Below are 13,140 nucleotides of genomic sequence, written 5' to 3' on the forward strand. Positions count from 1 at the left end.
CGCCAAACAGTCAGCTCCGCTTCGCGGGATCGAACAATCTCTCGTGCTCGACGATGGCGTAGCGGTCTGTCATGCCGGCGATGTAGTCGGCGACGGCGCGAGCGCGGCCGGCTTCGCCGGATTCGGCTTCCATCTGGCTGGCGATCTGCTGATGTTCCGTGGGCAGCAGGTCGGGGCGTGCAAAAAAAGTCTTGAACAAACTGCTGATGACCGCATCCGCCTTGTTGGTCATGCGCAGGACGCGATAGTGACGATACACGTGATCGAGCAGATACCGCTTGAGCGCCATGTGTTCCGCCAACACCGGCTCACTGAATTTCACCAACGGCCCCGGAGCGCTGCGCACAGCTTCAACGTCTGCGGGAGCGGCTGCCCGTAGTTGGGCGGCGGTGTTCTCGATGAGATCGGTCACGACGTACGCAATCATGCGTCGAACGATCTCGTGCACCAAGCGCCGTCCGTTCAGCGATGGATACTCCGCCATGACGACATCGTACTGGCGCCTGAACAACGGCACTTGTTGCAATTCATCTACGGTGATGAGCCCGGCGCGGAGCCCATCGTCCAGATCGTGATTGTTGTAAGCGATCTCATCGGCAAGGTTGGCGATCTGCGCTTCCAGCGTCGGCTGCCGGCGGCGAATGAAACGTTCACCCAGCTCGCCCAGCCTGCGCGCGTTGTTCAAAGAGCAGTGCTTGAGAATGCCTTCTCGCGTTTCGAAAGTAAGATTCAAACCGGCAAAAGCGGCGTAGTGTTCTTCGAGCTCATCGACCACGCGCAGCGACTGCAGGTTGTGCTCGAAGCCGCCGTAATCTCGCATGCAGGCATTGAGCGCGTCCTGCCCTGCGTGACCGAAGGGCGTGTGCCCAAGATCGTGCGCGAGACAGATGGCCTCGCAAAGCGTTTCGTTGAGCTGCAACGATCGCGCGATAGTCCGCGCGATCTGTGCCACCTCGATGGAATGCGTCAGTCGCGTTCGAAACAGATCGCCTTCGTGATTGACGAACACCTGCGTCTTGTAGACCAGGCGTCGAAACGCCGTGGAATGCACGATGCGATCCCGATCGCGCTGATACTCGCTACGATAGCGCGGCGCATCTTCCGGATACTGGCGTCCCTTCGAGCGGGTCTCGCAGGACGCGTACGGCGCGAGTGCTGGGTTGCTCATGCGGCAGCGTCGAAATGCGTCCGCATGGTGGCGGCGAACGCTTCGCCGGAGTAGTCGCTGACGACATCCGCCTTGCCGAGGCTGCGTAACAGCACCAGCCGCAATTTGCCGTCGAGCACCTTCTTATCGAGCCCCATCAACTCACGAGCGCGCTCCGCGCCGATTCGCGGCGCCTCGACCGGAAGACCGAATCGTCGTAGCAGAGTCACGGTGCGTTCTTTATCGACGCCCGGCAACCAGCCGAGGCGTTCAGACAGATCCGCAGCCATTACCATGCCGGCAGCAACAGCTTCGCCATGCAGCCAGTTGCCGTAGCCCGAAGCCGTCTCGATCGCGTGGCCGAACGTGTGGCCCAGATTGAGAATGGCGCGCAAGCCTTGCTCACGCTCGTCGACGCCCACGACTTCCGCTTTGATTTCGCACGAACGGCGTACCGCGTGGATCACCGCGGCATCCACGCGTTCCAACAAAGGTTCTACATTGGCTTCGAGCCAACTGAAAAACACCGGATCGTAGATCAACCCGTATTTCACGATTTCCGCGATGCCGGCGCGATACTCGCGCTCCGGCAAGGTATGCAGAGTCGCTGTATCGGCAATCACACAGCGTGGCTGATGAAAGGCGCCGATCATGTTCTTGGCGCGGGGATGATTGACCGCCGTCTTGCCGCCCACCGACGAGTCCACCTGCGCAAGCAGGGTGGTCGGCACCTGGATGTAATCGATACCGCGCTGATAGCAGGCCGCCGCAAAACCAGCCATGTCGCCGATGACGCCGCCACCGAGCGCAACGACCGCCGCGTCTCGATTCATGCGCTCGCTCACCAACGCATCGATGATGCGCGACATGGTGTCCAACGTTTTGTACTGCTCGCCGTCCGGCAGCACCACCGATGCGGTGCGATGGTCCTGCAACGCTGCTTCCAGCGGCCGCAGATACAGCGGCGCGATGGTTTCGTTGGTGACGATGAGCAGATTGCGTGCCGCGATGTGCTCGGCGAGCAACGCGTCGTCCCCCAGCAGATGCGGTCCGATCAGGATGGGATAACTGCGCTCGCCGAGCGGGATGTCGACGCGTTGATGCGGTTGGTGGCTCATGAGGGGGACAGCTCCTGCAGTCGCTGCACGACTTCGTCCGCGACGGCGCGCACCTGCCGGCCGTCGGTGCAGACCACCACGGCGGCGATGGATTCGTACAGCGGCGCGCGAAATGTCATCAACTCGCGCAGTTTACGTTCGGGATCCTCGGTGTAGAGCAGGGGCCGCTGGCGCCCGTGGCGAGTGCGCTCCAGCTGCTGGTCGACGCCGGTCTGCAGATACACCACGCGACCGCGGGTGGCGAGATGCTCCCGATTCTGCGGCGATAGAACCGCGCCGCCGCCGGTCGCGACGATCACGTCCTGCATCTGGGTGAGCGCATCGATCACCTCGCGTTCGCGCTCGCGAAAGCCCGCCTCGCCTTCCTTTTCGAAAATGTAAGGAATGTCCACTCCGGTGCGATGCTCGATCTCGGCGTCGCTGTCGTAGAACTGCAAATGCAGCAGGCGCGCCAGTTGCTTGCCCACGGCAGTCTTGCCCGAGCCCATGGGCCCGATCAGGAAGACGTTATTGCCGCGCGGGGGCGTGGTCGGTTGGGAGGTCATTGCGATCACGGACTATAAACGAAAAGCGGCCGCCCGAAGGCGGCCGCAGCCGTTACTAGTACGGTCGAGGGACTGGGAAGTACCTCATCCCCAGGGGGACGGCGAGCGGGCAAAAGTCACGCCTCTTGTCCGCTCGCGTCAGGGTCGCGGCAGGATGCCCGATCCCGAATCAATAAAGACTGCTGCCTTCGCGCAGGATGCGCGGGGTCACGAAGATCAACAGCTCGTCCTTGTTGTCCGTGGTGGTGGTCTGCTTGAACAGACGGCCGACCACCGGGATGTCGCCCAGGTACGGCACCTTGGTCTCGGCGTCGCGACGCTCGGTTTCCAGGATGCCGCCGAGCACGACGGTCTGGCCGTCGTTGACCAGCACCTGGGTCACGATCTCGCGAGTATCGATCGAGGGCACGAAGCCGCCGGTGGCGCTGGCGACCAGCTGACCGACGCTGTCCTTGGACACGGTGAGGTCGAGAATCACGCGGTTGTCCGGAGTGATCTGCGGAGTCACCTTCAGGCTCAGCACCGCCTTCTTGAACTGGGTGGTGGTGGCGCCGCTGGACGAAGATTCCTGGTAAGGAATTTCCACGCCCTGCTCGATGGTCGCCTCGCGCTGGTTGGCCGTGATCAGGCGGGGCGAGGAGATGATCTCGCCACGGCCTTCGGCCTGCGCCGCGGACAGCTCGAGGTCGACCAGGTAGTCGGAGTCGAGCAGCGCCAGCGCCAGTCGGCCGGCCGGGTTGGCCGCCGGCAGGTTCACCAGGTAACGATCGACCGCGTTCTCGGGCAGACCGAAGCCGCCGAGCTGGCCTTCGTTGCCGATGGCCGGCGTGCCGACCGGATTGCCGTCGCTGCCGGCCACTGCCGGGTTCGGGCTGATCACGATCTGATCGTCGGAATTCAGCGCGCGGCCGAGCAGGCCCAGGCCGTCGTTGCCGCCCTGGCTGAAGGCGACGTTGGCGCCGAAGCGCACGCCGAGGTCGCGGCTGTAGTCGTCGCTCACGATCACGATGCGAGCTTCGATCATCACCTGCTTCACCGGGATATCCAGCGTCGACACCAGGCGGCGAATGTCCGCCAGCCGCTCGGCCGTGTCCTGCAGCAGCAGGGTGTTGGTGCGCTCGTCGATCGCGACGCTGCCGCGCTCGGAGATCAGCGAGCCGGCGCCCGACTTGATCAGGGTGGCCAGATCGGCGGCCTTGGCATAGTTCACCTGCAGATATTCGGTACGCAGCGGCGACAGCTCCTGAGCTTCCTTGCGGGCGGTCAGCAGCTCTTTTTCGCGGGCGGCGATTTCGGCGGCCGGCGCGATGAAGATCACGTTGCCTTCCTGACGCGAGTCGAGGCCCTTGGTGCGCATCACCACGTCGAGCGCCTGATCCCAGGGCACGCTCTGCAGACGCAGGGTCACGTTGCCGGCGACCGAGTCGCTGATGACCATGTTCTGGCCGCTGGTGTCAGCCAGGAGCTGCAACACCGCGCGCGTCTCGATGTCCTGGAAGTTCAGGGTCAAACGCTCGCCGACATATTCCTTCTTGTCGCGCAGCTCGGGCGGCAGCTTCACCACCGGCTTCACTTCGATGGTGTAAACGTTGTCGGACTGATAGGCGAGCTGCTCGTAGTCGCCGGACGCGCTGATCACCAGGCGGGTGCCGTCGCCGACGCGGAGCGCGTCCACGCTGCTCACCGGCGTGGCGAAGTCGACCACGTCCAGACGCTGCAGGAGGTTTTCAGGGATCGCGGTCTTGGCGAAGTTCACCACGATCTTGCCGCCTTCCTGACGCAGGTCGGCGGGCACCTTGGAGTCGGTCAGCTCGACGATGATGCGAGCCGCGCCATCGCCGCCGCGGCGGAAGTCGATGTTGTTGACGCTACGAACGCCAGGCACGGAGGGCGCTGCGCTGGGGCGCTGCGCGGCCGCGGCGAGGCCACCAGGCGCGGCGCTCGACTGCAGCGAGCGACCGGTACCTGGAGAAGACAAGGAAACGATGATGGTGTTGCCCTGAACGCGGGTGTCGTACGGCACCAGCGTGTCGACGTTCAGGACGACTCGAGTGCGGCCGTTCGCTTCCGCGACGTTGACCGTGTCGAGCACACCCTGCTTTACGTCGACCCGGCGCGAGGTCATCGCGACCGAAGTCGAGGGCAGATCGAGCGCGATGCGCGCGGGGTTGTCGACCGTGAACGTCAGCGGCGTCGGAGCGGTGTCGCTCAGACGTAGCGTCAACTCCACTTTGTCGCCTGCCGTGGCCTGCGCCTGGATGCTTTCCAACCGATTGGCCGACTGCGCCAGCGCCGTCTGCGCGCCGAGGCCGGCCCATGCGGCCACCGCCAGGAACATTCCTAGCGCACGACTGGAGCGTGCGGGCGTGGCTGAGCTTGAGAACAACATTCTGTGTTTCTCCCTGAGAATCATTCGTTCAGCGCCAGCGCCGCTGGCCGCTCGATGTACCCGCCAAGACCGTCCGGCACGATCTCGATGATGGAAATACGCGTGGGCGTGATGCTGACCACGCGGCCGTCGTTCTGGCCCATGAAATTACCCGGCAGTACACGATGCACCAGTCCGTCTTTGCCCTGTACCAGGCCGAAGTTTCGGCCCTGCAGCTGCAGGGTGCCGACCATCTGCATGGTGTCGAGCGGGAACTGTTCTAGGAATTCACGCGTGCGCTTGCTGTCCGGGCGCACCGACGCGGCTACGTCGTTACGCGCCGGCGCGCTCGGCACGAAGGGCGAGCGCAGGTTCGACGCGTTGTACGTGAAACTTTCGTAAGCCTTGATTTCGGGGAGCGGCTCGATGCGCTCGCCCGGGCTGTTCTTGATTTCGGCGACTTGCGCCTGCAGCTTGTCCATGTCCGTGGAACAACCGCTCAGCCACAACAGGGCGAGCGCGCCGGTCGCGAAGCTTCGAAGGTGAGTGCTGTGTACCGTCATAACTGACTGCTCTTGACGTTATCCAGTGTCGGGCCGCGTCAGCGGGAGTTCGGCGGCTTGCGCGGGGTCTTGCCCCTGCCCTTGCCGGCCTGCTGCGGTTGCTGACTCGCCTGTTCCTCAGCGTCGAGATAACGATAGGTCTTGGCGGTGACGCTCAATTGCAGTTGATCGTTGCCGGCATCCTTGGCCGCGGGTTGGATCTCCACGTCATGCAAAGTCACGATGCGGGGCAGGGCAGCGATGCCGCTGACGAACGCGCCGATGGCATGGTAGCTGCCGGTCAGCTTCATCTTGATCGGCAGCTCCGCATAGAAGTCCTTGTTGATCTGCGCCTCGGGCTGGAACAGCTTCTGATCCAGGCCCGCGCCGGCGCCCTGCTGCGAAATATCGGTGAGCAGGTTGGGCACTTCGGTCTTGTTGGGCAGCTTGCGCAACATGGCGCCGAACGACTGCTCCATCTCGGCCAGCTGCGCCTTGTAGGCGTCCAGGTTGGCGGCCTTCTTGGCCTTCTCGCTCAGGGTCTGCAGCAGCTTGACCTCCTGGTCGCGCGCGGCATCGAGCTCGGGCTTCTTCGGCTTCCAGGCCATGAAGTACGACATCAGGCCGGCGGCCAGCACGAAAATCAGCACGATGGCGCCGAGGCGGAACGCCACCGGCCAGCGGCTCGGATCGTTCGGATCCAGGTCGCGCAGCTGTTCGACGAACGAGCTCACCGGGCACCTCCCGTCTTGCCGCCCTTTTTGCCGGCCGGTTTGGCTGCGGGCCGGGCGCTCATCTTCTCTTCGGTCTTGGCCGCGGCCAGCTGCGGATTCTCCTGCATCATGCTCAGCGTGAACTGCGAGCCGGTGTCGGTCTTGCCCTTGGTTTCCAGGATCTGCAGCGCCGGATCGGTCAGCCATTCGGAGCTGTCGATGTTGCGCATGTAAGAGGCCACGCGCGTGCTCGACTGCGCGATGCCCTTCAGCTCGATTTTACGGTTGGTCTGTTTCACCGACGTGAGATAGATGCCATCGGGCGTAGTGCGCACCAGCTGATCGAACACGTGCACGATTTCCGGCCGGCTCAATTCGAGCTGTTCGATCACGGCGATGCGTTCCTGCAAACGTTTCTTCTGCTCTTCCAAATCCAGGATCTCGGCAATCTGCTTGTCGAGCTCCGAGATCTCCTGTTTCAAGTACGCGTTGCGCGCGGACTGTTCGTCGATCGCCGACTGCATCTGCCAGTTGACGGCGAAGTACACCACGGCCGCCAGCACCAGGGCGCCGACCGCGCCGACGCCGAACTCCTGACGCTTGCGTTTGCGTTCCGCTTCCCGCCAGGGAAGTAGGTTGATTCTTGGCATGTCAGTCGAAGCTCCGTAAAGCGAGGCCGCACGCTGTCAATAATGCGGTCGCGTCTTTCTTTACCGCCTGCGCCTTGGCTTTCTGACTTACCTTCATCTGACCCAGAGGATCGCCACGGTGAGATTCGATGCCGACGCGACTTTGGATCATTTCCGCCGCGCCCGGGATGTTGGCGCAGCCGCCACAGATCAAAATCTGTTCAGGCTGCTCCCGGCCGGCGCCGGAAGCCAGGAAGAACTGCAGCGAGCGGCTCACCTGCTGGCACATGTCGTCGATGAAGGGTCCGAGCACTTCGGTCTCATAATTGCCCGGCAGACCGCCTTCTTTCTTGGCGCGCCCGGCCTCTTCCATGCTCAGGCCGTAAGTGCGCATCACTTCTTCTGTCAACTGCTGCCCGCCGAAGGCGAAGTCGCGGGTGTAGATCACTTTGAGATCGCGCAGCACGCTGAACGTGGTGGAGCTGGCGCCGAAGTCGACCACCGCGATCACCCGTCCCAGGCCGCCGTCCGGCATCTGGTGTGTCAGAAGACGGCACGCATTCTCCAGTGCAAACGCTTCGACATCGACGATGCGCGCGGTCAGACCGGCAGCGGCGCAGGCCGCGAGGCGCTGTTCGACATTCTCCGAGCGGGTCGCGACCAGCAGCACGTCGAGCATGTCCGGATCTTTTTCGGAAGGGCCGATCACTTCGAAGTCGAAGCTCACTTCTTCCATGGGGAAGGGGATGTACTGGTCGGCCTGCAACTCGACCTGGCCTTCCAGCTCGTTATCGCCCAGCGTGCGCGGCATCTGAATGACTTTGGTGATCGCGGCGTCGCCGCTGATCGCCACCGCCGCTTCCTTGGCGCGCGCGCCTGAACGCTTTACCGCGCGCTTGATGGCTTCGCCCACTGCGTTGGCGTCGACAATGGCCTTTTCGTTGATCGAATTGGGCGGAGTGGCTTCCGCTGCATAGGATTCCACACGGTATTGACCGCCGCTCATGCTCAATTCGATGAGCTTGACCGAGGAGGTAGTGATGTCCAGGCCCAGGAGAGGCCGGGATTTTGCGGTTAACAGCACGCTGGTTCCCTTTCTTGATCAGACACTTAAGTGACGATCGTAGAGCGGAGGCGAAACACGGGCGGCAACTATATACAGCCGTGACTTAAGTTGAATGTGAGGAGCCTCACGAAATACCATCGCGGTATTCCCGCAGCAAAACTGCTTTTTTTACAGTATTAAGCGCGCTTCATCGCGTTCATCCACTGCGAGCCAAAGCAGATCAGAGTCTTATCGCCGCGTTCAGGCGAACCCCGAATCCTGGGACGAACCGGCAGACGAACCCATTGCCAGGCACTACAGTCGAACCCGGCTGTGGCCCGATCGAACGACGCCCCAAATCGTCGCCCGGATTATGTACAACAGCTAATATTGCCCAGCGCAGTTTGATAAAGCAAACGGCGAAGCAAGGACTTAGGATCTCTTATTGTCATGCGACGTTACTTCAAATCCCCCCTCCGTTTGATTCTCGCGGGACTGCTGGGCGTGACCGGCGCGGGGGTGCTCGGCATGCTCGGGGCCTATCAGTACCTGCGACCCGGGCTGCCCGACGTCACCACCATCAAGGACATCCGGCTGCAGGTGCCATTGCGCGTGTTCAGCCGGGACGGCCGGTTGATCGCTCAGTTCGGTGAGCAGCGGCGTATTCCGCTGTCGTTCGAGGCCATTCCCAGCCAGATGATCAACGCGGTGCTGGCGGCCGAGGACGATCGCTTCTTCCAGCACGGTGGCGTCGACTATCCGGGCCTGGCGCGCGCAGTGCTGCGACATCTCCTGTCCGGCAACAAAGCCGAAGGCGGCAGCACCATCACCATGCAGCTGGCGCGTGGCGTGTTCCTCAGTCCGGAAAAGAGCTATCGACGCAAGATGGTGGAAATCTTCACCACGTTTCGCATCGAGCAGGAGCTCACCAAGCAGGAAATCCTGGCGCTGTATCTGAACAAGATGTTTCTCGGCCAGCGCGCTTACGGCATCGGCGCGGCAGCGGAAGTTTATTACGGCAAGTCGGTCGACCAGCTGACGCTGCCGGAAATCGCGGTGATCGCGGGCACGTTCCGATTGCCCTCTCGAGACAATCCGGTCGCGAATGCCGAGCTGGCGCGTCAGCGCCGTTCATACGTGCTGCGTCGCATGCGCGAAAAGGAGTACATCACCGAAGAGGAATATCAGGCGGCATTGAAAGCGCCGGTCGAATCGAAGCTGCACGGTCCAGCTGTCGAAGTGGAAGCGCCGTACGTCGCCGAGATGGCGCGAGCTGAGTTGTTCAATCGTCTTGGCCCCGAGGCGTACACCGCGGGCTACGAGGTTGTGACAACCGTCGACAGTCGGTTGCAACATGCCGCAGTCAAAGCGCTGCGCGGCGCATTACTCGATTACGATCAACGTCACGGATATCGCGGCCCTGCGGGACGCGCGACGTTGCCATCCGGCGCGCGAGAAAAAGAGTGGTCGCAGGCGCTCGAAGAATATGCAGTGCGCGGCGGCTTGGAGCCCGCCATCGTCGTTTCGACCGAAGAAAAGAGCGCGGTCGCGTTCTCACGCAATGTCGGTCGGGTGAACTTGGGTTGGAGCGCGATCAGTTGGGCGCGCAGCCCGTTGCCGGATGGCAGCGTGGGACCGCAGCTGCAACGTGCGAGCGACGTGCTCGCGGTCGGCGACATTATTTATATCGCTCAGGAAACATCGGGAAACTGGCGCATGGTGCAGATTCCCGAAGCGCAGGGCGCGTTCGTCGCAGTCGATCCGCAGGACGGCGCGATCTCCGCGCTGATCGGCGGTTTCGATTATTTCGCCAGCAACTACAACCGCGCGGTGCAGGCCAAGCGTCAGCCAGGCTCGTCGTTCAAGCCGTTCCTGTATTCGGCGGCACTCGATCACGGCTTCACACCCGCGACCATCGTGAACGACGCGCCGCTGGTGATCGAAGATGCCGCGCTGGAAGGCAGCTGGCGCCCACAAAACAACAGTCGCTCGTTCGGTGGCCCGATGCGGCTGCGGGAAGCGCTGGTGCGCTCACGTAACCTGGTTTCGATTCGCGTCATGAACTCGATCGGGCCGGCGTACGCGACCCAATTCATCGAGCGATTCGGATTTCCCGAAAACAGCCTGCCGCGCAATCTTTCATTGGCGCTGGGCACGGCGCAGGTGTCGCCGCTGGAAATGGCAAGCGCCTATGCAGTGTTCGCCAATGGCGGCTTCCGCGTCGAGCCGTACTTCATCCAGCGCATCATCGCCGCCGACGGCAAGGTCGAGTTCGAAGCTCAGCCCAAGTTCGCCTGCGCCGACTGCGTGCAGCCCACGGCTGAAACCGAAGGCGGCACCACCAATCTGCTGGATGCGCCGATCACCTCCAGCCTCACCGACGAGACTCGCTGGGGCGGCCGCACCTATCTGCAGGAAAAATCGCTGGCGCCCCAAGTCATCTCGCCGCAGAACGACTATCTGATGACCGACATGATGATGGACGTGGTCAAGCGCGGCACCGCCGTGCGCGCCCTGCAATTGAAGCGCGGCGACCTGGCCGGCAAGACCGGCACCACCAACGATCGGCGCGACGCCTGGTTCTGCGGCTACAACAGCTCGCTGGTCGGCACCGCCTGGGTCGGCTTCGATCAGGAGCGCTCGCTCGGTCCGGGCGAGGAAGGCAGCCGGACCGCGCTGCCGATGTGGATCTACTTCATGTCCGAAGCGTTGAAAGGAGTACCGGAGCAGCGGCGCACGCCGCCGCCGGGATTGGTTTCCATGCGCATCTCGGCGGACACCGGCCTGGCGGCGCGCCCCGGCGATCCGGATGCTATTTTCGAGACATTCATGGCGGGCCATCTGCCGCCGCAGGCCGAACTCGACACCGCTCTGCCGGTGGGGGACAGCGACGAAGAGAACAAGGAAAGCGACGACTCTCTGTTCTAAAGTTCGAGCTGGCCTGTTCCGACTACGGGTACGAAGATGAGCAAACGAAGCAACCCACGCGCCGAGCAGCTGCGCATGGCGCTGGCGCAGGAAGCGGCTCGCATCATGTCCGAACAGGGCATCGACGATTACGGGCTGGCCAAACGCAAGGCGGCCGAGCGGCTCGGCGCCACCGACATCGCGGTGTTGCCCAAGAACACCGAGATCGAAGCGGCGCTCGAGGCGCATCAACGCCTGTTCGAAGGTCACAAACATTCCACTGCGTTGAGCGCGTTACGTCGCACGGCGCTGCAGGCGATGAAGCTGCTGGCCAGCTTTCAGCCGCGGCTGGTCGGTCCCGTGCTGAGCGGCACGGCGTCGGCGCACTCCGAAGTGAACTTGCACCTGTTCGCGGACAGCCCGGAGCGAGTCACGCTACATCTGATGGACAAGAACATCCCGCATCACCTCGCCGAGCGGAGGCTGCGTTACGAGCCCAATCGCCTGGTCGCGTATCCGGTGGTGCAGTTCGTGGCGGGAGATCGCGAGATCGACGCCGTCGTGTTTCCTATCGACGGCATTCGTCAGTCACCGGCCAGCCCGGTGGATGGCCGGCCGATGCGCCGCGCGGACGCGGCCGAATTGGAATCGTTGCTGGAATCGGCAGACAACGACTGAAGCGTCGCTGCCTGCCCGAGTGACTCAGCGCTGTTCGATCTCGACGTATTCGCGCTTCGCCGGACCGGTGTACAGCTGACGCGGCCGGCTGATCTTCATGGTCGGATCCGCGATCATCTCCTGCCAATGCGCCACCCAGCCGACGGTGCGCGCGATTGCGAACATCACCGTGAACATCGACTGCGGGATGCCGATCGCGCTGTAGATGATGCCGGAGTAGAAATCCACGTTCGGATACAGCTTGCGCTCGACGAAGTACTCGTCCTTGAGCGCGATCTCCTCCAGCTTCAACGCCAGTTCGAACAGCGGATTGTCGGACTTGCCGAGCTTCGCCAGCACCTTGTGACACATGGCGCGGATGATGGTCGCGCGCGGATCGAAGTTCTTGTAGACGCGATGGCCGAAGCCCATCAGGCGGAAGTTGTCGTTCTTGTCCTTGGCCTTGGCCAGATACTTCGGCACGTTCTCGACGGTGCCGATCTGCTCGAGCATCGCCAGCACCGCTTCGTTCGCGCCGCCGTGCGCCGGGCCCCACAGGGCCGAGATGCCCGAAGAGATCGCCGCGTACGGATTGGCGCCGGTGCTGCCGGCGAGGCGCACGGTCGAAGTGCTGGCGTTCTGTTCGTGATCCGCGTGCAGAATGAACAGCAGGTCCAGCGCCTGCGCCTGCACCGGATCGACGCTGTACTGCTCGCACGGCACGGAGAAGAACATGTGCAGCAGGTTCGAGCAGTAATCCAGATCGTTGCGCGGATACATGAAGGGCTGACCCAGCGCATGCTTGTAAGCGGCCGCGGCGATGGTCGGAATCTTCGCGATGATGCGATGAGCGAAAATCTCGCGATGGCGCGGGTTATGGATGTCCATCGAGTCGTGATAGAACGCCGCCATCGAAGCCACCACGCCCGACAGCATCGCCATCGGATGCGCGTTGTGCTGGAAGCCGTTGAAGAATCGCAGCAGCGATTCGTTGATCATGGTGTGGTACTGGATGGCGTGCGTGAACTCGCCGAGTTGCTCGCCGGTGGGCAGTTCGCCGTTGATCAGCAGATACGCCACTTCGAGGAAGTTGCTCTTCTCGGCCAGCTGCTCGATCGGGATGCCCCGATGCAGCAGCACGCCCTCGTCACCGTCGATGAAAGTAATTTTACTTTCGCACGACGCCGTGGCCATGAAGCCCGGGTCGAAAGTAAACATGCCGTGATCTTTGGCGAGGCTGGCGATGTTGAGCACGTCGGGGCCGAGCGTGCCGCTCTTCACTTCGGCGAGCGACTTCTTGCCCGTCGCCAGATTGGTCAGTTCAAACTTCTTATCAGCCATGAAGCTCATTCCGCAGACAGATGCCACAGGGGAGCCTGACCGGGCGCTTCGGTAAGGGAGCATCTGGCCAAGCCGTGGAAAACGATCGTGCCCGTCCGTAGGCGACGCTCGTGGCGGCTTTTTGCAAG

General features: G+C 62.7%; 11 protein-coding genes. 2 read left to right on the plus strand and 9 right to left on the minus strand.

Annotation, left to right across the window (positions count from 1 at the left end; all coding sequences use genetic code 11):
* Window positions 1-10: 10 nt before the first annotated feature.
* From JM946_RS04840 to JM946_RS04870, 8 genes are all read right to left on the minus strand, one after another.
* Window positions 11-1,168, minus strand: a complete 1,158-nt coding sequence (locus JM946_RS04840) for a deoxyguanosinetriphosphate triphosphohydrolase (protein ID WP_203166001.1) — start codon at window positions 1,166-1,168, stop codon at window positions 11-13.
* Entirely contained in the window at window positions 1,165-2,265 is a 1,101-nt protein-coding gene (gene aroB, locus JM946_RS04845) for a 3-dehydroquinate synthase (RefSeq protein WP_203166002.1), read from the minus strand. Before aroB ends, JM946_RS04840 begins: the two co-directional genes overlap by 4 nt.
* Window positions 2,262-2,810 (minus strand): shikimate kinase AroK, encoded by a 549-nt coding sequence (gene aroK / locus JM946_RS04850; RefSeq protein ID WP_203166003.1) that lies wholly within the window; start codon window positions 2,808-2,810, stop codon window positions 2,262-2,264. The genes aroB and aroK overlap by 4 nt, the downstream gene beginning before the upstream one ends.
* Window positions 2,811-2,979: 169 nt before the next feature.
* The gene (pilQ, locus tag JM946_RS04855; protein WP_230979445.1) at window positions 2,980-5,199 is read right to left on the minus strand and encodes a type IV pilus secretin PilQ; all 2,220 of its coding nucleotides are present in this window, start codon (window positions 5,197-5,199) and stop codon (window positions 2,980-2,982) included.
* A gap of 20 nt (window positions 5,200-5,219) precedes the next feature.
* Window positions 5,220-5,741 (minus strand): pilus assembly protein PilP, encoded by a 522-nt coding sequence (locus JM946_RS04860; protein ID WP_203166004.1) that lies wholly within the window; start codon window positions 5,739-5,741, stop codon window positions 5,220-5,222.
* A 38-nt stretch (window positions 5,742-5,779) separates the two neighbouring features.
* Window positions 5,780-6,454 (minus strand): type IV pilus inner membrane component PilO, encoded by a 675-nt coding sequence (locus tag JM946_RS04865; RefSeq protein WP_322110894.1) that lies wholly within the window; start codon window positions 6,452-6,454, stop codon window positions 5,780-5,782.
* Window positions 6,451-7,083, minus strand: a complete 633-nt coding sequence (locus tag JM946_RS30190; protein ID WP_230979446.1) for a PilN domain-containing protein — start codon at window positions 7,081-7,083, stop codon at window positions 6,451-6,453. The genes JM946_RS04865 and JM946_RS30190 overlap by 4 nt, the downstream gene beginning before the upstream one ends.
* Before the next feature lies 1 nt (window position 7,084).
* Window positions 7,085-8,146, minus strand: coding sequence for a pilus assembly protein PilM (locus JM946_RS04870; protein WP_203166006.1), 1,062 nt, complete (start codon window positions 8,144-8,146; stop codon window positions 7,085-7,087).
* Between the two features lie 411 nt (window positions 8,147-8,557).
* Between JM946_RS04870 and JM946_RS04875 the strand changes: the two genes are divergently transcribed.
* The gene (locus tag JM946_RS04875; protein WP_203166007.1) at window positions 8,558-11,035 is read left to right on the plus strand and encodes a penicillin-binding protein 1A; all 2,478 of its coding nucleotides are present in this window, start codon (window positions 8,558-8,560) and stop codon (window positions 11,033-11,035) included.
* 36 nt (window positions 11,036-11,071) lie between these two features.
* Entirely contained in the window at window positions 11,072-11,692 is a 621-nt protein-coding gene (locus JM946_RS04880) for a hypothetical protein (protein WP_203166008.1), read from the plus strand.
* A gap of 24 nt (window positions 11,693-11,716) precedes the next feature.
* On the opposite strand, the gene JM946_RS04885 is transcribed toward JM946_RS04880, so the two are convergent.
* On the minus strand, window positions 11,717-13,012 hold the full coding sequence (locus JM946_RS04885; RefSeq protein ID WP_203166009.1) for a citrate synthase: 1,296 nt from the start codon (window positions 13,010-13,012) through the stop codon (window positions 11,717-11,719).
* Between the last annotated feature and the right edge of the window lie 128 nt (window positions 13,013-13,140).

It is taken from the genome of Steroidobacter gossypii, assembly GCF_016801985.1.
Classification (GTDB): domain Bacteria; phylum Pseudomonadota; class Gammaproteobacteria; order Steroidobacterales; family Steroidobacteraceae; genus Steroidobacter; species Steroidobacter gossypii.

Bases quoted from the DNA above. Each gene is read 5' to 3' on its own strand.
- JM946_RS04885 (WP_203166009.1), bottom strand. From the start codon at position 13,012: ATGGCTGATAAGAAGTTTGAACTGACCAATCTGGCGACGGGCAAGAAG.
- JM946_RS30190 (WP_230979446.1), bottom strand. From the start codon at position 7,083: ATGCCAAGAATCAACCTACTTCCCTGGCGGGAAGCGGAACGCAAACGC.
- aroK (WP_203166003.1), bottom strand. From the start codon at position 2,810: ATGACCTCCCAACCGACCACGCCCCCGCGCGGCAATAACGTCTTCCTG.
- JM946_RS04875 (WP_203166007.1), top strand. From the start codon at position 8,558: ATGCGACGTTACTTCAAATCCCCCCTCCGTTTGATTCTCGCGGGACTG.
- JM946_RS04840 (WP_203166001.1), bottom strand. From the start codon at position 1,168: ATGAGCAACCCAGCACTCGCGCCGTACGCGTCCTGCGAGACCCGCTCG.
- JM946_RS04860 (WP_203166004.1), bottom strand. From the start codon at position 5,741: ATGACGGTACACAGCACTCACCTTCGAAGCTTCGCGACCGGCGCGCTC.
- pilQ (WP_230979445.1), bottom strand. From the start codon at position 5,199: ATGTTGTTCTCAAGCTCAGCCACGCCCGCACGCTCCAGTCGTGCGCTA.
- aroB (WP_203166002.1), bottom strand. From the start codon at position 2,265: ATGAGCCACCAACCGCATCAACGCGTCGACATCCCGCTCGGCGAGCGC.
- JM946_RS04880 (WP_203166008.1), top strand. From the start codon at position 11,072: ATGAGCAAACGAAGCAACCCACGCGCCGAGCAGCTGCGCATGGCGCTG.